Genomic DNA, 22,062 nt, shown 5'->3' on the forward strand with positions numbered 1-22,062 from the left:
TCGATGCAAGCCAAGACCCATCATTGCCCGGCCGTGCTGGTTTCCGCACCCGCTTCAGGCCAGGGCAAGACCTCGGTGACCGCGGCGCTGGCGCGCTGGCATACGCGCGCCGGCAGGCGCGTCCGCGTACTCAAGACGGGCCCGGACTTTCTGGATCCGATGGTGCTCGAACGCGCCAGCGGGGCACCGGTGTATCAGCTCGATCTATGGATGGGTGGCGAGGACGATGTCCGCGCGCGCTTGCACGAAGCTGCCGGAGACGCCGATCTGATCCTGGTGGAAGGCGTGATGGGTCTGTTCGACGGCGGCATGTCCAGCGCCGACCTCGCACAGAAGCTCGGCTTGCCGGTGCTGGCCGTGATCGATGGCTCGGCCATGGCGCAGACCTTCGGTGCCATCGCCACGGGCCTGGCGCGCTATCGCGAGGGGCTGCAGGTTCATGGCATCGCCGCCAACCGCGTCGGCAGTGCCTATCACGCGCAACTACTGGCCGAGAGTCTGCCGCGCGATCTGCCCTGGCTGGGTGCCCTGCCGCGTGATGCAGCGCTGGCCTTGCCCGAACGCCATCTCGGCTTGGTCTCGGCCGGGGAGTTGGCGGATATCGATGCCCGCCTCGATGCGCTGGCAGATGCCTGGGCTGCGCATGCCTCGTCCCTGCTGCCTGCACCCGTGGCATTTGCGCCGGTGGCGACGCCGCACATCGGTTCGCGTCTGCAAGGTTTGCGCATCGCGATCGCGCGCGATCAGGCGTTCTGTTTCATTTACCCCGCGAACCTGGACGTGCTCCATGCAGCGGGCGCCGAGCTGCTGTTCTTCTCGCCCATCGCGGGCGAAGCCCTGCCTGATTGCGATGCAGTGTGGTTGCCCGGTGGCTATCCGGAGCTTCATTTGCCGGCACTGTCACGCCATGACCGCTTGCGCCAGGCCTTGCATGCGCATGTCGATGCCGGCAAGGCGCTGCTCGCTGAATGCGGCGGCATGCTCTACGCGCTCGATGCGCTGACCAGTCGCGACGGCGAGACCTTCAGCATGGCCGGCCTGTTGCCAGGTCGCGCCACCATGCAGGCGCGGCTGGGCGGACTCGGCATGCAATCGGTCACCTTGCCGGAAGGCACGCTGCGCGGACACACCTTCCACTACGCGCATGCCGGCATCGATGGGGAGCCCTTGGCCATCGCCGTCAACCCCGACAAGGGGCCGAGCAGCGAAGGCGTCTATCGCCGGAAGCGCCTGACGGCGAGCTTCATGCATGCGTACTTTCCCTCCAATCCGCAGGCTGCGACGGCATTGTTCCTGCCATGACCACGGCACTCGCCATGCTGGCCGCGATCCTGCTCGACGCCTGGCTGGGCGAGCCGAGGCGTGCGCATCCGTTGGTGGGATTTGGCCTGTTTGCGGGTCGGGTGGAAGCACGCCTGTATCGCGATCGGCGCATGGCCGGTCTGCTTGCCTGGAGCCTCGCGGTGTTGCCGCTGGTCATTCTCAGCTGGCTTGCGGCCAGGATGCTCGGCAGCGTGGCTGGGTGGCTCGCCTACGCGTTCGATGCGGTGGTGCTTTACTTCGCCGTCGGCTTGCGCAGCCTTGGCGAGCACGCCGTGCCCGTCGCGCGTGCACTGCATGACGGCGACCTGGTCCGGGCGCGTACGGCGGTCGGTCGCATGGTCAGTCGCGATACGCCGCTGCTCGACGAAACGCAGGTCGCAGCGGCGGCCACCGAGTCCGTCCTGGAGAACGGCAACGATGCCGTGTTCGGCGCGTTGTTCTGGTTTGTCCTGTGCGGTGCGCCGGGCGCCGTGTTGTATCGGCTGGCCAATACGCTCGACGCCATGTGGGGATACCGCACGGCACGCTACGAGCGCTTTGGCTGGGCCGCGGCGCGCCTCGATGATGCGCTCAACTATGTACCGGCGCGGCTTACCGCGACGACCTATGCGCTGCTCGGCAACGCGACACGGGCATGGCGTTGCTGGCAGACGCAGGCACCCGCATGGGACAGCCCGAATGCCGGCCCCGTGATGGCGGCTGGCGCGGGTGCGATCGACGTGCAGCTGGGTGGCGCGGCGCCTTATGCCGGCGTGTGGGAATCCCGCCCGCTGCTGGGCGAAGGGCTGCCTGCAGATGCGGACTCTATCGCCCGCGCGCTTCGACTGGTGCGGCGTGGCGTGGCGCTGTGGCTGGTGCTGGCATGCTTGGTGGCGCTGTCATGGCAGGTGGCGAGCCATGCTTGAGCACGGCGGACGCCTGCACCAGGCAGTGATCACGTATGGCATCGCGCCCGCGGACTGGCTTGATCTTTCCACCGGCATCAGTCCGCACGCGTGGCCGGTGCCCGAGCTTCCCGCCGAGGCCTGGCAGCGGCTGCCCGAGGATGACGATGGCTTGGTGGACGTGGCGCAGGCCTACTATGGCGCACCACAGCTGCTGCCGGTTGCCGGTTCGCAGGCCGCCATCCAGGCACTGCCAAGCTTGCGCGGGCCGTCCCGCGTAGGCGTCATCGCTCCCGGTTACAACGAGCACGCGCATGCCTGGCGCAGGGCGGGCCACGAGGTGAGCTGTCTATCGGCATCGTCGCTGTTGGAGCGTGTCGACGGGCTCGACGTCATCGTGCTGATCCACCCGAATAACCCGGGTGGCGAGCGCTTCGAGCGCGAGGCCTTGCTGGCCTGCCACGCGCGCCTCAGCGCCCGTGGCGGTTGGCTGATCGTCGATGAGGCCTTTATGGATGTCACGCCGGAAGACAGCCTTAGTCCGTTTGCCACGCGTGACGACCTGGTCGTGTTGCGTTCGGTGGGGAAGTTCTTTGGGTTGGCCGGCATTCGCGCGGGCTTTGTATGTGCGTCCAGGCCGCTGTTGGATACGCTTCGAGACTATCTCGGTCCGTGGACCTTGAGCGGGCCGACTCGCCATGTGCTCAAGCTGGCGCTGGCCGATCGCGGCTGGCAAACGGAGGCACGCGGATGGCTGCGACATCGCAGCGCGCGGCTTGCCGAGGTGTTGCGCATGCACGCGATCACACCGACGGCCGGTTGCGCGCTCTTCCATTGGTGGCGTGATGAACAGGCGCCAATGTGGCATCACGCGCTGGCCGCGCGCGGCATCCTCACGCGGCTATTCGACGAGCCGCGTAGCCTGCGGTTTGGATTGCCTGCCGATGAGGCTGGCTTGCTTCGCCTGGGCGAAGCATTGGCAAGTATTCGTTCGATGGGGTTGGGCCGATGAGCGCCAGCGTATTGATGGTGCAGGGTTGCACGTCCGATGCGGGGAAAAGCACCCTGGTGGCGGCGCTGTGTCGTTGGCTGCATCGGCGCGGCGTCGCCGTGGCGCCGTTCAAGCCGCAGAACATGGCGCTCAATTCGGCCGTTACCGTGGATGGTGGTGAAATCGGTCGCGCCCAGGCCGTGCAGGCGCAGGCGGCGGGTGTGGCGCCGCATACCGACTTCAATCCGGTCCTGCTGAAGCCGAACAGCGATGTGGGTGCCCAGGTCATCGTGCACGGTCATGCCATCGCCAACATGGATGCGCGTGTCTATCACGACTACAAGCGCATCGCGATGAAGGCGGTGCTGGCGTCTCACGCGCGACTGGTATCGCAGTACGACGCGGTGATCGTGGAAGGTGCCGGCAGCCCCGCCGAGATCAACCTGCGCGAGCGGGACATCGCCAACATGGGTTACGCCGAAGCCGTCGATTGTCCGGTGTTGCTGATCGCCGACATCGACCGCGGCGGTGTGTTTGCGCATCTGGTCGGCACGCTTGCGCTGCTGTCCGACAGTGAGCGCGCGCGCGTTGCCGGTTTCGTCATCAACCGTTTTCGCGGTGATCCCGCCTTGTTGCAATCGGGCCTGGACTGGCTGGAACGCGCAACCGGCAAGCCCGTACTGGGCGTGCTGCCCTATCTGCAAGGACTGCAGGTCGAAGCGGAAGACGCCTTGCCACGCGATCGGCCGCACAAGCCCGGCGCACGCCTGTACGTGGCCGTGCCGGCCTTGCCGCGCATCAGCAATCACACGGATCTCGATGCCTTGCGCGCGCATCCTGACGTCGACGTGCAGTTCGTTGGGCCCGGAGAATTCCCTCCCGCGTGCGATCTCATCGTGCTGCCCGGGTCCAAGTCCACCCGGGCCGATCTCGCCTGGTTGCGCGCAAACGGCTGGACGGACGCGATCGAGCGGCATCTCCGTTATGGCGGCAAGTTGATCGGTATCTGTGGTGGCTTCCAGATGCTGGGCCGCTTCGTGCATGATCCCCACGGCATCGAGAGCACGCCGGGCTCCAGTGTTGGGCTCGACTGGCTGGACATGGAAACCACGCTGGAGGGGCGCAAGAAATTGCGCCGCGTGGCTGGAGAACTGGTCCTGGGAGGGGCGCGGGTGAGCGGCTATGAGATCCATTGCGGCGTCAGCCGAGGCGCCGCGTTGGCAAGGCCTTCGAGCGTGCTGGACGGGGGTATGCCTGACGGTGCCGTGTCGTCTGACGGTCGGATCCTGGGCAGCTATCTGCACGGCTTGTTCGACCAGCCACAGGCACTGGGTGCGTTGCTGGCCTGGGCTGGCTTGCGCGATGCTACTCCCGTCGACATGCACGTCTTGCGTGAAGCCAGCATCGAGCGGCTCGCCGATGCCGTGGAAACCCATCTCGATACCTCGGCGCTGTTGCGCCTGCTGAAGATGCGTGCGACGGAGCCGGCATGCGCACCCTGATACTCGGTGGTGCCCGCTCGGGCAAGAGCGCCATGGCGGAACGGCTCGCCGCCGCGTCCGGTCATGACGTGGTCTATATCGCTACCGCGCAGGCGCATGACGCCGAAATGGAGGCGCGTATCGCGCACCATCGGGCGCAGCGCCCGGCCCACTGGGCCAGCGTGGAAGAGCCGCTGGCACTGGCCGATGTCTTGCGTGCACAGGCGCGGCCAGGGCGATGCGTGCTGGTCGATTGCCTCACGTTGTGGCTGAGCAATCTGCTCGGCGATGCCGATCCATCGCGTTTCGAACGTGAGCGCGCGGCCCTGCTAGAGGTTTTTCCCTCGTTGACCGGACAGGTCCTGCTGGTGAGCAACGAGGTGGGGCTCGGCGTGGTGCCGCTGGGTGAACTTACACGCCGCTTCGTCGATGAAGCGGGTCGATTGCATCAGGCGCTCGCCAACCAGTGCGAGCGTGTGCTGTTCGTTGCGGCCGGCATGCCGCTGGCCCTCAAAGGAAGTCTTGCATGAGCCTCGATTGGCTGTCCTTGCCATGTCAAAACGTTGATAAGAAAAGTGAGCAACTCGCGCGTGAACATCAGGCCCAGTTGACCAAGCCGCCAGGTTCGCTGGGTACGCTGGAGACCCTGGCCATTCGCCTGGCCGGGCTGCAACACACGGCGCGTCCGGCCGTCCAGCGCGTATGGATCAGCGTGTTTGCCGCTGATCATGGCGTGGCGGCGGAAGGCGTGTCGGCCTTCCCGCAGGTGGTGACCGGCGAGATGGTGCGGAATTTCGCCAACGGCGGTGCCGCCATCAGCGTGCTTGCGCGCTCGCTGGGCGCCATGCTCGAAGTGGTGAACCTCGGCACCGTGAACGATCCGGGTGACTTGCCCAATGTGCGTCGCGCGTTCATTGCGCCGCAGACGGAGAATTTCTGCGAGCGGCCGGCGATGACGGCGGCCCAGCTCGATCTGGCCTTGCGCGCCGGCGCCGAAAGCGTCGCAGCGGCGCGCGAGGCTGGCGCGCAACTGTTTATTGGCGGTGAGATGGGTATTGCCAATACCACCGCGGCGGCGGCGCTGGCTTGCGCCCTGCTGGGCGAACTGCCGAGCCGGCTGGCGGGAGCGGGCACGGGCTTGGATGCGGCAGGCATCGACCATAAGGCAGCGGTGATTGCACGGGGCCTGGCCCGCTATGCGGCCGATGACGACGCGCTGACCTGGCTGGGACGGGTGGGTGGTTTCGAGATCGCTGCACTGACCGGTGCTTATATCGCCTCGGCCCAGCAGGGCCTGCCGGTCCTGGTCGATGGTTTCATCACCACGGTAGCGGCGCTAACGGCGACGCGCATTCATCCCGGCTGTCGTGAGTGGATGTTCTTTGGCCATCGGTCGCGGGAGCGCGGGCACGCGCAGACGCTCGCCGCGCTGAACGCCGATCCGCTGATCGACCTCGGTCTGCGCCTGGGTGAGGCAAGCGGTGCGGCTACCGCCCTGCCGCTCATGCGCCTGGCCTGCGAACTGCATTCGCGCATGGCCACGTTCGCCCAGGCCGGGGTGAGTGGCGCATGACGGGCAAGCACGTCGGCATCGATTTGCTGCGCCATGGCGACACCGGCCAACGAAGTTACCGGGGACAACTGGACGACGCGCTCAGTGCGCTGGGCTGGACCCAGATGCGTGCGGCGATCTTCGGGCGCAGCTGGGACGCGGTGGTGACTTCGCCGCTGCGACGCTGCGCCGACTTTGCCCATGACCTGGCGGCGGCGCGACGCGTCCCGCTCAGGACGGACGAACGCTTGGCCGAGTATCACTTTGGCAAGTGGCAAGGCGTCCCCATCGACGTCCTTGCCAACGAACAAGGCGAGGCCCTGGCCCAGTTCTGGGCCGATCCGGTGAACTGTGCGCCACCGGGTGGTGAACCTTTCCCGCTGTTCCACCAGCGCGTGTGCGCAGCACTGAATGACGTCGCCGTGGAAGCAGAGACCCGCCGGGTACTGGTGGTGACGCACGGCGGGGTGATCCGCCTGCTTCACTGCGAGGCGGACGGGCGTGACTTTGGCGAGATGGCGTCGATCGACGTGCCGCATGCCTCGGTGCATCCGTTGGCGTGGGCGGCACCGGCGGCCGGCCTGGTCAAGGCCTGATGCGCGGCCTGCTCATCGCCATCGGCTTTCTCACCCGCTTGCCGGTGCCGGCGCGGGCGTTCGATGGCGCTTCGTCGTCGTCCTCGCTGGCCTGGTATCCGGCGGTGGGCTTGCTGATCGGCGGCCTGCTGTGGGTGCTTGCCTGGGCCCTGGCCTCGGCACCGCCGCTGCTGGTTGCGGCGGTGCTGCTGGCGGTCTGGGTCGGTTTGACGGGGGCCATGCACCTGGATGGCCTGGCAGACAGCGCCGACGCCTGGGTGGGCGGTCTTGGCGACCGCGAGCGCACCCTGGCGATCATGCAGGATCCCCGCTGCGGCCCGATGGGTGTGGTGGCACTGGTGCTGGTGCTGCTGCTGAAGTTTGCCGCCCTGGCCAGCCTGCCGCCGCACAGCGCGGCGCTATGGCTTGCGCCGCTGCTGGGGCGCGCGGTGCTGACCGCGGCCTTCACCAGCACGCCTTACGTACGCAGCGGCGGACTGGGTAGTGGGCTACTCGGGGCCTCCCGCGGGGCCAGCGTGGCTGCATTGCTGGTGACCGGGTTGCTTTGTTTCTGCGCTGACTGGCATGGCTTGCGTGCGCTGGTTGTCGTGCTGGCGGTGTTCGCATGCTGGCGCCTGGCCTGCATGCGGCGGCTGGGCGGCATGACGGGCGATACCTGCGGTGCGCTGACCGAGCTGACGGAAGCTGCCGTGCTACTCGCGCTGGCGGCCTGAGCTCGCCTCGCTTCGGCGTTTGGACGTCCGGCCGGGGCATGGCTGGTCTGGCGGACCACGCCGGGACGTTGAATTTGCCCCGCACGCCTCGATAATGCATGGTTGCCAGCGTTCGCGACCGGAGGAAGTCCCCTGCGGGACGTTGGCCGATTCCGGAGTTTCCATGCCTATCTATGAATTCGAATGCAGCGGCTGCGGCCATCGTTTCGACCGCCTGCAGAAGTTGTCCGATCCCGATCCCAGCGTTTGCCCTGCTTGCGACGTGGCCGAGGTGAAGCGCCGCGTGAGCGCGCCCAGCTTCCGCCTGGCCGGTGGCGGCTGGTACGAGACCGACTTCAAGAAGGACGGCGACAAAAAGCGCAACCTTGCCGGCGACAGTGAGGCTGCCAAGCCGTCAACACCCGCGCCGAGCACCACCAGCACCAGCAGCGACACCTGATCGAGGCTGGATCTGAACGCCGCATGGACGTGCGGTAAGTTTGTGCGGGTTCGTCGCAAGTTATTCAAATCCGGTTGAGCATGCGTCCGTTAGCGTGGCGCCCCATCACAAGGGGAGCGTTGCCGATGCCGCAAATTCGAACGGGTTGCATGGGGGTAGTGGTGGGCCTGCTGGCTGGTGCGTTGTTGAGCGCCATGCCTCAGGCGCACGCACAGGGGCGCGAGGCGATCCGCTGTGGCAGCGAGGACGGCGGCTTCACCCGCTGCCAGATGCCATGGCGTGATGCCGAGCTGATTCGCCAGGAATCCAATAGCCCCTGTGAGCACGGGCGGAGCTGGGGCGTGGATCGCGAAGGCCTGTGGGTCGATCGCGGCTGCCGTGGCCTGTTCGTGGAAGCGGGGCATGGTGGCGAGTGGCGCGACCGCGACCGGCGGGACGACGAGCGCCGCGATGACGACCGCCGCGACGACGATGATCGGGACCAGGGTGAGTGGCGCCCCGGTCCGGATTGGGACCGCGAGATCCGTTTTCAGTGCGAAAGCAATGACAAGCAGCAGCAATTCTGCCAGGTCGACGTGGGCGCCCGCGGTGGCGTGCGCCTGCTGCAGCAGCTGTCCGGCAGCCCCTGCGAGGAGGGCTACAGCTGGGGCTGGAACCGTGCCGGCGTGTGGGTTACCCGGGGTTGCCGGGGCCTGTTTGCGGTAGACCGGCGCTGGTAAACCGCGGGTGGTCCAGTGCCGCGCGACGGTTGCCGCCGCGCGGCACTGCCCGTCTCCGTGGCCGCCGGTGTTAACATTCCGGGTCTTTTCCACGCATTACGCCGCCCTGCGGCCCGGAGTTCCAAGCGCATGCGCACGCATTACTGCGGCCTCATCGACGAGGCACTGGTCGGCCAGACCGTCACCCTGTGCGGCTGGGTCAACACGATCCGATTGCAGGCCCATGTGGCCTTCGTTGACCTGCGTGACCACGAGGGCCTGGCCCAGGTGGTGGTCGAGCGCGAGAACGCGGCTGCCTTCGCGGTGGCAGGCGAGATCGGCAACGAATACTGCCTGCGCGTCACCGGCACCATCCGCAAGCGCCTGTCGGTGAACGACAAGCTGCGCACCGGCACGGTGGAGCTGCTGGCCGATACGGTGGAGATTCTCAATGCGGCGAAGGATCTGCCGTTCGCGCTGCATGAGAACCCGAACGAGGACATGCGGATGACCTACCGCTACCTCGACCTGCGTCGTCCCGACATGCAGAAGATGATGCGCACGCGCATCAAGCTGGTGCAGGCGCTGCGTCGTTACCTCGACGCGCGCGGCTTCCAGGATATCGAGACGCCGATCCTCACCAAGGCTACGCCGGAAGGCGCGCGTGACTACCTGGTGCCCAGCCGCGTGCATCCGGGCCAGTTCTACGCGCTGCCGCAGTCGCCGCAGCTGTTCAAGCAGATCCTGATGATGGCCGGTTTCGATCGCTACTATCAGATCGCCCGTTGCTTCCGTGACGAAGACCTGCGCGCCGACCGCCAGCCTGAATTCACCCAGCTCGACCTTGAGTTCGCCTTCGTCGAAGAGAAAAACGTGCAGGACTTCGTGGAGGAACTGATCCGCCACGTGTTCAAGGAAGTGCAGGGCGTCGAGCTCGATCCCAGCTTCCCGCGCATGACCTGGGCCGAAGCGATGCGTCGCTTCGGTTCGGACAAGCCGGATCTGCGCATCGCGCTGGAACTGGTGGACATCGCCGAGGCGGTCAAGCACGTCGAGTTCAAGGTCTTCGCCGAGCCCGCCAATGCCGCCAACGGCCGCGTGACGGCGCTGCGCGTGCCGGGTGGCGCCAGCTTGAGCCGCAAGGAAATCGACCTGCTCACCGAGTACGTCGCCAAGTACGGCGCCAAGGGCCTGGCCTGGTTGCGCGTGGACGACCTGTCCAAGGGCCGCGAAGGCATCAACTCGCCGGTGGCGAAGTTCCTCGATGACGCGGCGCTGGATGGCGTGCTCACACTCACGGGAGCGCAGAGCGGCGACATGGTCTTCGTCGGCGCGGGCAGCTGGAAGGCGGTGACCGATTTCATGGGCGCGCTGCGCCTGAAGGTCGGCAAGGATCGCGGCCTGGTCGAGAACAGCTGGAAGCCGTTGTGGGTCACCGACTTCCCGATGTTCGAGTACGACGAGGAAGAGCAGCGCTTCGTTGCCCTGCATCACCCGTTCACGGCGCCCAAGGTCGATGACGTGAACGAGCTGCGCGCCAATGCTGCGAACGCCGTCAGCCGCGGCTATGACATGGTGCTCAACGGCAACGAGATCGGTGGCGGTTCCATCCGTATCCATCGTCCGGACATGCAGAGTACGGTGTTCGACCTGCTTGGCATCGGTCCGCAAGAGGCCGAGCTGAAGTTCGGCTTCCTGTTGAAGGCGCTGAAGTTCGGCGCGCCGCCGCATGGTGGCCTGGCCTTCGGTATCGATCGTATTGCAGCGCTGATGGCGGGTACCGAATCGATCCGCGACGTGATCGCCTTCCCCAAGACCACCAGCGCGCAGGATCTCATGACCGACGCGCCGTCGATGGTTTCGGAGCCCCAATTGAAGGAGCTTCATGTGCGAATCGCCGCGGCGGACAAGCTTCACGGCTGAGCCTGGATGCACGAGGAGCGACAGGCTGGTTACAGGCAGGTTTGCTTAGCTGGAGCCATCCTGCCTATGGTTCCATTCACGACTCCTCATGCTGCGGTCCCTGAATGTCTGATCATGTGATCCTGCTGCACGGCCTGTGGATGCGCGGTTTTGCGCTGGCCATGCTGCACCGGCGCATGATGGAGGCCGGCTTTCGCGTGCATCGCTTCGACTATATGAGCGTGGCGGCCACCCAGCAGCGCATCCTCAGCCGGTTGGAAGCACGTATCCACGAATTGGCGCAGGAGACGGAGGCCGTGCACCTGGTGGGCCACAGTCTGGGCGGCCTGCTGGCGCTGCGCGCCTGCGCGGAAGACGTCGATCTGCCGCCGGGCCGGGTCGTCTGCCTGGGATCGCCCTTGAAGGGCAGTGCCGCGGCGCGCGGTTTTGCCGGCATGGGGCGCGGTGGCGAGGCGCTGCTGGGAGGCAACCGCGAGCTGCTCGAATACGGCTTCGAGCGCTGGGAGGGTGAGCGCGAGGTCGGCGTGGTTGCCGGACGCCTGTCGCTCGGCCTGGGCGCGGTGCTGGGCCAGTTCGAGGGTGACAACGACGGTACCGTGGCTGTCGACGAGACGCACCTGCCTGGCATTGCCGACCATTGCGTGATCGAGACCAACCATACGGGCCTGCTGTTCTCCGTCGAGGCGGCGCGTCAGGTGACGCAATTCCTGCAACGCGGCCGCTTCGACCGTACGGATTCCTGACCCCGGGTCGCCGATTTCGCCATTTGACGAGGCGGCTTGCCTGCCCGCCGTCCCGAAAGGATAGAATTCGCGCTCTGTTCTATTGCCAGATTTGCAGGAAGTGTCATGGGTAGAGGCCCGTCCATCGAAGGTCGCAAGAACGCCGAAGACGCCAAGCGCGCCAAGGTATTCACCAAGCTGATCCGCGAAATCACCGTGGCCACGCGCGCCGGCGTCGCTGATCCGTCTGCCAATCCGCGCCTGCGCGCGGCGGTGGACAAGGCCTTGTCGGCCAATATGACCAAGGACACCATCGAGCGCGCGATCAAGCGCGGCTCGGGCGCCGATGGCGGCGCCGCGATGGAAGAGCTGCGTTACGAGGGCTACGGCCCGGCCGGCATCGCGCTGATCATCGACTGCTTCACCGACAACCCAGTCCGCACCGTGGCGGACGTGCGCCACGCCCTGACCAAGCACGGCGGCAACCTGGGCACCTCCGGTTCGGTGGCGTTCCAGTTCTCGCGCGTGGGTGAACTGGTGTTCGCCACCGGCGGCGACGAGGCCAAGGAGGAAAAGGTGCTGGAAGCTGCCCTCGATGCCGGTGCCGACGACGTCGTCAACGAGCATGGCGAGAGCACCGTGTTGTGCGCGCCGGAAAACTTCGAAGCGGTGCAGCAGGCCTTGCTGGCGGCAGGCCTGAATGCCCAGCACGCCGGCGTCGGCATGCGTCCGAACAACCGCGTGGCGGTGCCCGACGAGGCCTTGGAGACACTGCAGGACCTGCTCGAGAAGCTCGATGCACTCGACGATGTCAGCGAAGTTTCCCATAACGCCTTGCTGCCGACCGAGGCAGCCAACTAAGTTCGCACGGGCTCTCAAGGCCCTCGCGAACCCACGCCCATGACGCGCATCATCGGCATCGATCCGGGCAGCCAGCGCACCGGTGTGGGCATCATCGATGTCGACGCCGGCGGCAAGCTGTCGCATGTTTTCCATGGCGCGCTGGCGGTGGCTGGCGAAGCCAGTTTCCCGTTGCGCCTGAAACGCATATTTGACGAGCTGTGTGCCATCATCGCCGCCCATCGGCCGGACGAATGCGGCATCGAGCGCGTATTCATGGCGCGCAATGCCGATTCGGCGCTGAAGCTGGGCCAGGCGAGGGGAGCCGCGATTTGCGCGGTGGTGAGTCAGGGGGTCGCGGTGCACGAGTACGCAGCGACGGAAGTGAAACAGGCCGTGGTCGGTAGCGGTCGCGGTGACAAGACCCAGGTGCAGCACATGATTGGCGTCCTGCTTGGACTGAAGGGGCCGTTGCAGGCCGACGCGGCGGATGCGCTCGCCATTGCGGTGACCCACGCGCATACCCGCGCAAGCCTGGATCGCGTCGGCATTCCGCGCACGGCATGGAGGCGTCGCCGATGATCGGTCGACTGCGCGGCATCCTGGTCTCCAAGCAGCCACCTTGGTTGCTGATTGAAGTCGGCGGCGTCGGTTACGAGCTGGAAGCGCCGATGTCCACCATCTACGACCTGCCGTCGATAGGCAAGGAAGTAACCCTGCTCACCCACTACGCGGTGAAGGAAGACAGCGTGGCACTGTACGGCTTCTTTCACGAAGCCGAGCGCACGCTGTTCCGCAGCCTACAGAAGGTCAGCGGCATTGGCGCGAAGATTTCGCTCGCCGTGCTCTCCGGCGTATCCACCAACGATTTTGCTCGACTGGTGCAAACCGGCGACGTGGTCGCGCTGACCAAGATCCCCGGCATCGGCAAGAAGACCGCCGAACGCATCGTGGTCGAGTTGCGCGACCGCGTGGATGGCTTGGCCGCGCCATTGTCTGGCCTGGCAAACAAGGCGAATGGCGCGCCGCTGGACCCCGCGGGCGAAGCCACCGTCGCGTTGCAACAGCTCGGCTACAAGCCGGCTGAAGTCACCCGACTTGTGCAGAAAGTCGCCGCCGATGGCGACACTGCTGAATCGATCATCCGCAAGGCGCTGCGCGCCGCATTAGGGAATTGACCCGTGACCCCGGATTCCACCCACGGCATGACCGACGCCGATACCAAGCGACGCCTTGCAGCGTTGGCGCTTGGTGCGATCGGCGTGGTCTATGGCGACATCGGCACCAGCCCGCTGTACACCTTGCAGACGACGCTGAGCCACGACGGCATGAAGCCCACGCCGGAGAGCATCTATGGCGTGCTCTCGCTGATCTTCTGGGCGCAGATCCTGGTGGTCTCGCTCAAGTACGTCGTGTTCATCATGCGCGCCGACAACAAAGGCGAGGGCGGCATCATGGCGCTGCTGGCGCTGGCCTTGCGCAGCGTCAAAGGCGATGCGCGCCAGCGCTGGTTCCTCGCCATCATCGGCATCTTTGGCGCAGCGCTGTTCTATGGCGACGGTGTGATCACGCCGGCCATCTCGGTGCTTTCGGCGGTGGAAGGCGTCAAGGTGGCTGCGCCTCATCTTGATCGCTGGGTCGTGCCGGTCACGGCGGTGATCCTGTTCTTCCTGTTCGCGCTGCAGCGACATGGCACCGAGCGCGTCGGCAAGCTGTTCGGCCCGGTGATGGTGGTCTGGTTCATCGTCATCGCGCTGCTGGGCGCGAACATGATCGTGCACAACCCGCACGTGCTGACGGCAATCAATCCGGTCTATGGCGTGCGTTTCTTCTTCACCCATGGCATGCAGGCGTTCATCGCGCTTGGTGGCGTGGTGCTGGCGCTGACCGGCGCCGAGGCGCTGTATGCGGACATGGGGCATTTCGGCAAGCGGCCGATTCGCCTGGCCTGGTTCAGCTTCGTGTTGCCGGCCCTGGTGCTAAACTACTTCGGCCAGGGGGCGCTGCTGCTGGAACACCCTGAAGCCATCGACAGCCCGTTCTTCAAGCTGGTGCCGAGCGTGGTGCTGTACCCGATGATCGGCCTGGCCACGGTGGCCACGGTGATCGCCTCGCAGGCGGTGATCTCCGGTGCGTTCTCGATGACGCGCGAGGCGATGTCGCTGGGTTATTCGATGCGCATGCCGGTGGTGCATACCTCGCGTGAGATGTCCGGCCAGATCTTCGTGCCGTGGGTGAACAACTTCCTGCTGGTGATGGTGCTGCTGGCGGTGGTGGGTTTCCGCAGTTCGGACAGCTTGAGTGCGGCCTACGGCATCGCGGTGACCGGCACCATGACCATCACGACGATCCTGGCCCTGATCGTGGCGCGCCGGCAGTGGCATTGGAGCCGGCTTACCGTCATCGTGGCTGGCATCCTGCTGCTGACCATCGATCTGTCCTTCCTGGGCGCCAACCTGATCAAGGTCGAATACGGCGGCTGGTTCCCGTTGGTACTGGGCGTGGCCGTATTCATCGTGATGACCACCTGGCGCCGCGGTCGCGAGTTGGTCGTGCGCGAGATCAAGCAATCCGGGCTGGCGCTGCAGCCGTTCATCGAGAACATTGCCGAGCATCCGCCGCTGCGCGTGCCGGGTACGGCCGTATTCCTCACCGCCAACCAGAATTCCGTGCCGCATGCGTTGCTGCATAACCTCAAGCACAACAAGGTGCTGCACGAGCGCAACGTGCTGCTGACGGTGGAGATGCTGGAGACGCCGGTGGCCGAGCCGAACGAGCGCATCGAGATCACCGAGCTGGGCGGCAACTTCTATGGTCTCGAACTGCGCTTCGGCTTCGCCGAGGATCCGAACATCCCGCGCGCGCTGTCCAAGTGCCAGAAAGTCGGGCTGCCGTTCGACATGATGGACACCACCTTCTTCCTGTCCCGCGAAACCATCATCGCGGACGCGCGCCGTCCGGGCATGGCGCTATGGCGCGACAAGCTGTTCGCCTTCATGGCGCGCAATGCCTTGCCGGCCACGGCGTTCTTCCAGATTCCCGGCAACCGCTTGATCGAGCTGGGTGCGCAGGTCGAGATCTGAGCGAGAGGCGTCCACGGCCGCCTCGCCCCCGGTCGAATATGTGGTGAATGCAGCTTTTTCGAGCCTGCCGGGCGGCGCTCTGCCATAATTCGGCCCCATGACCGACCACCGCATCGTCACCGCCGCCGCTCATCTGGACGACGAGGCCCTTGAGGCCTCCATCCGTCCCAAGCGGCTGGCCGAGTATCTGGGCCAGCAGGCCGTGCGCGAGCAGATGTCGATCTATATCGAGGCTGCCAGGAAACGGGGCGGGGCGCTGGATCACGTGCTGATCTTCGGGCCGCCGGGCCTGGGCAAGACCACCTTGAGCCATGTGATTGCCAACGAGCTTGGCGTCAATGTCCGCTCCACCTCGGGCCCGGTGCTGGAGCGCGCCGGCGACCTGGCCGCCTTGCTGACCAATCTCGAAGCGCACGACGTGCTGTTCGTCGACGAGATCCATCGCCTGTCGCCCGTGGTCGAGGAAGTGCTCTATCCGGCGATGGAGGATTTCCAGATCGACATCATGATCGGCGAAGGCCCGGCCGCGCGTTCGATCAAGCTCGACCTGCCGCCGTTCACCCTGATCGGCGCGACCACGCGGGCGGGTTTGCTGACGGCGCCGCTGCGTGACCGCTTTGGCATCGTGCAGCGTCTGGAGTTCTATACGCCCGAAGAGCTCACCGCCATCGTGCGGCGCTCGGCCCGCATCATGGGCATTGCCTGCGATCCGGAGGGGGCGCAGGAGATTGCCAGGCGCTCGCGCGGCACCCCGCGTATCGCTAATCGCCTGTTGCGTCGCGTGCGTGACTACGCCGAAGTGCGTGCCGAAGGACAGATCACCTTCGACGCCGCCCGCGCCGCGATGGAGATGCTCAAGGTGGACGCCGAGGGTTTCGACGATCTCGACCGTCGTCTGCTCCACACCATCATCGAAAGCTTCGACGGTGGCCCGGTGGGCGTGGAGTCGCTGGCCGCCGCGCTCAGCGAGGACCGTGGCACGCTCGAGGACGTAGTCGAGCCTTATCTGATCCAGCAGGGTTTCCTGGTGCGCACCGCGCGCGGCCGCATGGCCAGCGCCAAGGCGTGGCGACACCTGGGCCTGACGCCGCCGCCACGGCAGCCCATGGCGGTGGATCTGTTCGCAGGTGACGGGAATGTTTGAGCGGGGGCGGGGGCGGGGAGCGGGTAGCGGGGGTGAAAGTCCGCACGATAGCCGCGAGCATGCCATGTTCCGTCTGCAAGCTTCCGGTTGGTCGCAGCGGGTGGTTTTCGCGCCCCCACCACCCATCCCTCACCCCAAAGTCAGCTCCTAGATCCCCAGCCCATGACCGATCACGAACCCTTCCACTGGCCCGTCCGCGTCTATTGGGAAGATACCGATGCGGGCGGCGTGGTCTATCACGCCAGCTATCTGCGTTTCATGGAGCGAGCGCGCAGCGAGTGGCTGCGGGCCATGGGTATCAACCAGGCGGCCTACAAGGAAACCACCGGTTTGGCCTTCCTGGTCCGGGAAATGCAGATCGACTTCCTGCGGGCGGCCCTGCTGGATGATGAACTGTCGGTAAGCGTCGAAGTCAAAGAACGGCGCGCAGCCAGTATCCTCTTTGCCCAAACGATCCGCCGGGTGGACGGAACGGAGCTGATTCGCGCGAAGGTGCGCGTGGCCTGTGTCGATGTCCGCCGAATGCGTCCGGTGCAAATTCCGGCCGATTTTACCCCTGGCCTTTCCCCTCAATAAAAGTACCTGCGCTGGAGAACCTTCGAGCAATGAACGGTGGAGTCAACATTATCAAGCTGGTCGCGGAAGCGAGCATCCTGGTCCAGTTCGTCATGCTGGCGCTGCTGGTGCTGTCGTTCCTTTCGTGGGTCATCATCATCCGCAAGGTCTCGCAGCTGAAGGCGGCGATGGAAGAGGCCGAGAGTTTCGAGGAGCGCTTTTGGTCCGGTGCCGACCTCGCCCAGCTGTTCCGCGAGGTGAGCAACCGCGGCGCCGAGAACGGCGGCATGGAAAACGTGTTCGAGTCGGGCTTCCGTGAGTTCGTGCGCCAGCGCCAGCGCAAGACGCATGACATGCGCGTGGTCATCGAGGGTTCCGAGCGCGCCATGCGCGTCGCCGGTACGCGCGAAATCGGACGGCTGGAGCGCAACCTGGAGTTCCTCGCCAACGTCGGTTCGATCAGCCCCTACGTGGGCCTGTTCGGCACCGTCATCGGCATCATGGGCGCGTTCCAGGGCCTGGGCGAGATGAAGGACGTGACCATCGCCGTGGTGGCGCCGCACATCTCCGAGGCACTGATTGCTACCGCCATGGGTCTGTTCGCGGCGATTCCCGCGGTGTGGGCCTATAACCGCTTCGCCAACAAGGTCGAGCGCGTGGCCTCCCGCTACGAGGTGTTCCAGGAGGAATTCTCCTCCGTGCTGCAGCGGCAGATCCAGGCCGACGACGCGTCGGCCTGAGCGAGGGCTTGAATCATGCGAAGCACTGCGCGACACAAGCGCTTCAAGCTCAAATCCGAGATCAACGTCGTTCCGTACATCGACGTGATGCTGGTGCTGTTGATCATCTTCATGGTCACCGCGCCGATGATCAACAAGAACGTCGACATCAACCTGCCGCAGGCGAACGCGAAGTCGCTGCAGGACAAGAAGGATCCGGTGATCGTCGCGGTCGATGCCAATGGCCAGCTGTACCTGACCCTGGGCACCGACAAGCGCCAGCCGATCGACGTGGAGACCATGAAGGCCAAGGTCGGAGCGTTCGTGAAGGCGAACCCCGAGGTCAGCGTACTCGTCGCCGGTGATCGCGACGGCAAGTACGACGGCGTGTATCAGGTGCTGGCCGACCTGCAGCAGGCCGGCGTGGCCAAGGTCGGTCTGATGAGCGCGCCGGAGTCGGGCAACAAGAAATGAGGGCCGACTCCCCCAAGGGTACGTCCAAGGCCGTCGTACTCTCTGCCATCCTCCATTTGGGCATCGTGGGTTTCCTGACCCTCGCGGTGGTGCCGTGCTCGTTCTACGAGAACCTGTTCGCGACATTGCACCTGCCGGCCAACTGGAATCCGATCACCTGCGCCAAGCCGCTGGAGCTGCCGGGCGAGATCATCGAAGCCACCCTGGTCGGCCCTACCGGCGCGCCGCCGCCGAAGGCGGTCAAGGCCAAGCCGATCCCGGACACGGTGCCGCCGCCACCGACCGTGCCGCCGCCGGTACCCCAGGAACAGGCGCCCGTGGTCAAGACGCTGCCGCCGCCGCCCGAGCATCCTGATACCAAGGACCAGGAGAAGGTCGTGGCCGATGCCCTGCAGAAGGCTGAGGACGCGAAGAGGGAACAGGAAGAAAAGCAGCGCCAGCGACAGTCGGAATTGGACGCCCAGGCGGCCAAGCAAAAGCAGGACAAGCAGAAGCTCGACGAGATGTTCGCCAAGCTTGATGCGGCCCAGAACGCGGCCCAGAAGGCGCAGGACAAGGCCAAGCAGGCCAAGCAGCAGATGGAAGACCTCAAGAACGCCAAGGACAACGGCCTGGCCAACGTGCCCGCCGCCGAGCAGCGCCAGACCGGCACCAACGGGCCGGATGCCGGCCTGCTGGCGCAATATTTGGCGGCGGTTCAGAACGCGGTCACGCAGAATTGGCTTCGCCCGGATAACATGCCGGACGCGCCGTGCATCGTGCACATCGTGCAGCTGCCCGGCGGCGAGGTGATGAGCGCCAAGGTCGACTCGAGCTGTCCGTATGACGAGGCCGGCAGGCGCTCTATCGAAAACGCCGTGTTACGTGCGCAGCCGTTGCCCTACAAGGGCTTCGAGAGCGTGTTCCCACGCCAACTTGATTTCACTTTCAGGCCGCAGTGATGAAGCCCATGCGCAAATTGAGCACAAGCCTTGCCCTCGTCCTGCTGGTCGTCGCCGCGTTGATCGCCGGTCCGGCCGCAGCCCAGTCGCTCAATGTCGACATCGTCGGCGGACTCAAGACGGCCACCCCGATCGCCGTGGTGCCGTTTGCCCAGGCCGGCGGCGAGCCGTTGGCGACCGACGTTGCCGACGTCATGCGCAACGACTTCAACCGGTCCGGCAAATTCCGCTCGCTGGCCAAGAGCGAGATCGTGGAGACGCCCTCCAAGGGTGCGGACATCAACTTCGCCACCTGGCGCCTGCTCAAGCAGGACTACATGGTGGTGGGGCGCGTCATTGACGCGGGTGGCGGCAGCCTGCGCGTCGAGTACGAGTTGTGGGACGTCAACAAGCAGCAGAGTCTGCTGGCCCAGGCCTTCACCGCACCGGTCGGTGACCTCCGCGGCGTCGCCCACCAGATCGCCGACCAGATCTACGAAAAGATCACCGGCGTACGCGGAGCGTTCTGGACGCGCATTGCCTATATCACGGCCGTAGGCCTAGGCAACAACACCACCTATGCGCTGATCGTGGCGGATTCGGACGGCTACAACCCGCAGGTCGTGGCCCGCTCGCGCGAGTCGCTGCTGTCGCCGGCGTGGTCGCCGGATGGCCGCAAGATCGCCTACGTGTCGTTTGAGAGTGGCAATTCGGCCATCTACGTGCAGGACATCACTACCGGTTCGCGTCAGCTGGTGTCGGCCAGGTCGAAGGGTATCAATGGTGCTCCGGCCTGGTCGCCGGATGGCAGCAAGCTGGCCCTCTCGCTGTCCTATCAGGGCAATCCCGAGATCTATGTGATGGATCTGGCCAGCCGCCAGGAGACCCGCCTGACCAACAATCTGGCGATCGATACCGAGCCGCGCTGGACTCCGGACGGCCAGAGCATCATCTTCACGTCGGACCGTTCCGGCCGTCCGCAGCTCTACCAGATGCCGGCCAGCGGTGGTGGCGCAGACCGCATCACGTTCCAGGGTCAGTTCAACGCCAACGCCTCGATCAGCTATGACGGCAAGCAGATCGCGATGGTGCAGGGCAACGGGAACGTGTATCGTATCGCCATTATGGACCGCAGTCTGGGTGGGCAGGTGCGCTTCATTTCGCCGGGTCCAATCGATGAAACGCCGAGTTTCGCGCCCAATGCCAGCATGCTGTTGTATGCCGCCAGCGAAGGACGCCGTGGCGTGTTGTATGCCGTATCGGCTGATGGCCTGGTCCGGCAGCGCCTCGTGCTGTCCGATGGCGATGTCCGCGAACCGGCCTGGGGGCCCTACCGGGAGCGTTGATCAGTTCATGCCGTGACGCGTAAGCGGCACGGCCATGTGATTCGGGTGTGAATGCAATAACCACACCCCGGATCAAACAGCTTGTCGGTCGCGGCAGTGCGTCGCAATCGGCGGGTCAGGCGGTTGCGAGACAGCGCACCGCCGGCAGCAAAATGTCAAAATAACAGCCGGTTGACCGGCGATCACTGTCCCGAAACCGCAATCATTACTGACTGTCGGAACTCAAACCTGTTTGAAGGAACGTCCACCATGAATAAGACCATTCGCGTTGCCCTGGTCGCCCTGCTTTGCGTTGGCGCGGCCGCATGCTCGAAGAAGCAGGAAGTTAAGCCGCAGCCGCAGCCTGAGCCGCAGCCCATGACTCAGCCGGCCCCGACCAGCAACAAGTTCACCCCGGCCGATCTCGATACCGATGCCTGCCTGCGTCAGCGCGTCGTGTACTTCGATTTCGACAAGGACGTGATCCGTCCTGAGTTCGAGCAGATCATGCAGTGCCATGCTAAGTACCTGCAGGACCGCCCGATGGCTGCCATCCGTCTGGAAGGCCACACCGACGAGCGCGGTACCCGCGAGTACAACCTTGGCCTGGGTGAGCGCCGTGGCAACGCCGTGTCGAACGCCCTGCAGGCTAACGGCGGCTCGGCCAGCCAGCTCAGCGTGATCTCGTTCGGCAAGGAAAAGCCGGTGTGCCGTGAGCACAACGAGGATTGCTGGGCCAAGAACCGTCGCGTCGAGATCATCTACACGGCGAAGTAATGAAGCAGCATCTGGCTAAAAGTTTTACAGCCAGGATGAGCATGGCGGGCGCATTCGCGTCCGCCATGCTTTTTGCCGTCCCAGCACTGGCGCAGGATTCCCGCTTGAGCCTGGCCGACCGCGTGGCGCGGCTCGAGCAGCAGGCGCAGAACCAGAACCAGGGCGGCGTGGGGTTGGTCAACCAGGTGCAGGCACTGCAATCGCAGGTGCAGCAGCTGCAGGGTCAGGTCGAGGAGCTTCAGCATCAGCTGCAGCAGGCCGACGACAAGAACAAAGCACAGTACACGGATCTCGATTCGCGCCTGGGCCGCCTTGAGGGTGGTGCCGGTGCCGCGGGCGGGACTGCCGCCGGTGCCGCCAACGCGAATCCGGCGCCTGCGCCCAATGCGCCGAACGCCGCGCCGGCTGTGGCCGCCGCCGCGGGTGCCGTCGCTGCGGCGACGCCGGACGCAGGCAAGGGCAAGAACGCGAAGGCCGCTGGCGCAGCGCCGACGCCGGCCAATGCGGCGGGCGCGCAGGCTGCTTACGATGATGCATTCAAGGCGCTGCGTGGCGGCGACTATGTGACAGCGTCGCGTGGCTTTCGCAATTTCATCCAGCAGTACCCCGACAGTCCGCTGACGCCAAACGCCTTCTACTGGCTGGGCGAGTCGTACTACGTCACCATGAATTACCCGGTGGCGGTCGAAGCTTTTCAGCACCTGCTGAGTCAGTTCCCGCAAAGCGAGAAGGCACCCGATGCCATGCTCAAGCTCGGTTACAGCCAGCTCGAGCTGAAGCAGGTCGATGCCGGCAAGGCCACGCTGAAGGCGGTATCCAGCAAGTATCCGGGTTCCAACGCGGCCAAGCTGGCCCAGGAACGTCTGCGCCGGCTCCAACTGCAGCCGGCCAATTGAGGTTGTA

24 protein-coding genes are annotated in these 22,062 nt (G+C 65.5%); all 24 read left to right on the forward strand.

Features of this window, described 5'->3' with window-relative positions; genetic code table 11:
• Positions 1-3: 3 nt before the first annotated feature.
• Positions 4-1,302 carry a cobyrinic acid a,c-diamide synthase CobB gene (locus OUZ49_RS00960; RefSeq protein WP_266148029.1) on the forward strand — a complete coding sequence of 433 codons (1,299 nt, stop codon included), beginning with the start codon at positions 4-6 and terminating at the stop codon, positions 1,300-1,302.
• The gene (gene cbiB, locus OUZ49_RS00965; protein ID WP_266148030.1) at positions 1,299-2,228 is read left to right on the forward strand and encodes an adenosylcobinamide-phosphate synthase CbiB; all 930 of its coding nucleotides are present in this window, start codon (positions 1,299-1,301) and stop codon (positions 2,226-2,228) included. The genes OUZ49_RS00960 and cbiB overlap by 4 nt, the downstream gene beginning before the upstream one ends.
• On the forward strand, positions 2,221-3,219 hold the full coding sequence (cobD, locus tag OUZ49_RS00970; RefSeq protein ID WP_266148032.1) for a threonine-phosphate decarboxylase CobD: 999 nt from the start codon (positions 2,221-2,223) through the stop codon (positions 3,217-3,219). Before cbiB ends, cobD begins: the two co-directional genes overlap by 8 nt.
• Positions 3,216-4,700: a cobyric acid synthase gene (locus OUZ49_RS00975; protein ID WP_266148033.1), complete on the forward strand. Its 1,485-nt coding sequence runs from the start codon at positions 3,216-3,218 to the stop codon at positions 4,698-4,700. Before cobD ends, OUZ49_RS00975 begins: the two co-directional genes overlap by 4 nt.
• Complete coding sequence (cobU, locus tag OUZ49_RS00980; RefSeq protein WP_266148034.1) at positions 4,688-5,209, forward strand: bifunctional adenosylcobinamide kinase/adenosylcobinamide-phosphate guanylyltransferase; 522 nt, start codon at positions 4,688-4,690, stop codon at positions 5,207-5,209. The genes OUZ49_RS00975 and cobU overlap by 13 nt, the downstream gene beginning before the upstream one ends.
• On the forward strand, positions 5,206-6,252 hold the full coding sequence (cobT, locus tag OUZ49_RS00985) for a nicotinate-nucleotide--dimethylbenzimidazole phosphoribosyltransferase (protein WP_266148035.1): 1,047 nt from the start codon (positions 5,206-5,208) through the stop codon (positions 6,250-6,252). Before cobU ends, cobT begins: the two co-directional genes overlap by 4 nt.
• Positions 6,249-6,827: a histidine phosphatase family protein gene (locus tag OUZ49_RS00990; protein WP_266148036.1), complete on the forward strand. Its 579-nt coding sequence runs from the start codon at positions 6,249-6,251 to the stop codon at positions 6,825-6,827. Before cobT ends, OUZ49_RS00990 begins: the two co-directional genes overlap by 4 nt.
• Entirely contained in the window at positions 6,824-7,540 is a 717-nt protein-coding gene (locus OUZ49_RS00995; RefSeq protein WP_266148618.1) for an adenosylcobinamide-GDP ribazoletransferase, read from the forward strand. The genes OUZ49_RS00990 and OUZ49_RS00995 overlap by 4 nt, the downstream gene beginning before the upstream one ends.
• 163 nt (positions 7,541-7,703) lie before the next feature.
• Positions 7,704-7,979, forward strand: a complete 276-nt coding sequence (locus tag OUZ49_RS01000) for an FmdB family zinc ribbon protein (RefSeq protein WP_266148037.1) — start codon at positions 7,704-7,706, stop codon at positions 7,977-7,979.
• A 125-nt stretch (positions 7,980-8,104) separates the two neighbouring features.
• Complete coding sequence (locus tag OUZ49_RS01005) at positions 8,105-8,698, forward strand: DUF3011 domain-containing protein (protein ID WP_266148038.1); 594 nt, start codon at positions 8,105-8,107, stop codon at positions 8,696-8,698.
• Positions 8,699-8,827: 129 nt separating this feature from the next.
• Positions 8,828-10,600, forward strand: a complete 1,773-nt coding sequence (gene aspS, locus OUZ49_RS01010; RefSeq protein ID WP_266148039.1) for an aspartate--tRNA ligase — start codon at positions 8,828-8,830, stop codon at positions 10,598-10,600.
• 104 nt (positions 10,601-10,704) lie between these two features.
• Entirely contained in the window at positions 10,705-11,343 is a 639-nt protein-coding gene (locus OUZ49_RS01015; RefSeq protein WP_266148040.1) for an esterase/lipase family protein, read from the forward strand.
• Between the two features lie 105 nt (positions 11,344-11,448).
• Positions 11,449-12,183, forward strand: a complete 735-nt coding sequence (locus OUZ49_RS01020; protein WP_266148041.1) for a YebC/PmpR family DNA-binding transcriptional regulator — start codon at positions 11,449-11,451, stop codon at positions 12,181-12,183.
• Positions 12,184-12,222: 39 nt separating this feature from the next.
• Positions 12,223-12,744, forward strand: coding sequence for a crossover junction endodeoxyribonuclease RuvC (ruvC, locus tag OUZ49_RS01025; protein WP_266148042.1), 522 nt, complete (start codon positions 12,223-12,225; stop codon positions 12,742-12,744).
• Positions 12,741-13,340, forward strand: a complete 600-nt coding sequence (ruvA, locus tag OUZ49_RS01030; protein ID WP_266148043.1) for a Holliday junction branch migration protein RuvA — start codon at positions 12,741-12,743, stop codon at positions 13,338-13,340. The genes ruvC and ruvA overlap by 4 nt, the downstream gene beginning before the upstream one ends.
• A gap of 27 nt (positions 13,341-13,367) precedes the next feature.
• Complete coding sequence (locus OUZ49_RS01035; RefSeq protein WP_266148619.1) at positions 13,368-15,245, forward strand: potassium transporter Kup; 1,878 nt, start codon at positions 13,368-13,370, stop codon at positions 15,243-15,245.
• A 97-nt stretch (positions 15,246-15,342) separates the two neighbouring features.
• A complete protein-coding gene (gene ruvB / locus OUZ49_RS01040; protein WP_266148044.1) occupies positions 15,343-16,389 on the forward strand; it encodes a Holliday junction branch migration DNA helicase RuvB in 1,047 nt (348 codons plus the stop codon).
• Positions 16,390-16,551: 162 nt separating this feature from the next.
• Complete coding sequence (ybgC, locus tag OUZ49_RS01045) at positions 16,552-16,965, forward strand: tol-pal system-associated acyl-CoA thioesterase (RefSeq protein ID WP_266148045.1); 414 nt, start codon at positions 16,552-16,554, stop codon at positions 16,963-16,965.
• A 29-nt stretch (positions 16,966-16,994) separates the two neighbouring features.
• Positions 16,995-17,684: a protein TolQ gene (gene tolQ, locus OUZ49_RS01050; protein ID WP_266148046.1), complete on the forward strand. Its 690-nt coding sequence runs from the start codon at positions 16,995-16,997 to the stop codon at positions 17,682-17,684.
• A gap of 15 nt (positions 17,685-17,699) precedes the next feature.
• Positions 17,700-18,137, forward strand: coding sequence for a protein TolR (gene tolR / locus OUZ49_RS01055; protein WP_266148047.1), 438 nt, complete (start codon positions 17,700-17,702; stop codon positions 18,135-18,137).
• Entirely contained in the window at positions 18,134-19,078 is a 945-nt protein-coding gene (tolA, locus tag OUZ49_RS01060) for a cell envelope integrity protein TolA (RefSeq protein WP_266148048.1), read from the forward strand. Before tolR ends, tolA begins: the two co-directional genes overlap by 4 nt.
• A gap of 8 nt (positions 19,079-19,086) precedes the next feature.
• Positions 19,087-20,403: a Tol-Pal system beta propeller repeat protein TolB gene (gene tolB / locus OUZ49_RS01065; RefSeq protein ID WP_266148049.1), complete on the forward strand. Its 1,317-nt coding sequence runs from the start codon at positions 19,087-19,089 to the stop codon at positions 20,401-20,403.
• A gap of 249 nt (positions 20,404-20,652) precedes the next feature.
• Entirely contained in the window at positions 20,653-21,159 is a 507-nt protein-coding gene (gene pal / locus OUZ49_RS01070; RefSeq protein WP_266148051.1) for a peptidoglycan-associated lipoprotein Pal, read from the forward strand.
• On the forward strand, positions 21,159-22,055 hold the full coding sequence (ybgF, locus tag OUZ49_RS01075) for a tol-pal system protein YbgF (protein WP_266148052.1): 897 nt from the start codon (positions 21,159-21,161) through the stop codon (positions 22,053-22,055). The genes pal and ybgF overlap by 1 nt, the downstream gene beginning before the upstream one ends.
• The last annotated feature ends 7 nt before the right edge of the window (positions 22,056-22,062 follow it).

It is taken from the genome of Dyella halodurans (assembly GCF_026283925.1).
GTDB lineage: Bacteria > Pseudomonadota > Gammaproteobacteria > Xanthomonadales > Rhodanobacteraceae > Dyella > Dyella halodurans.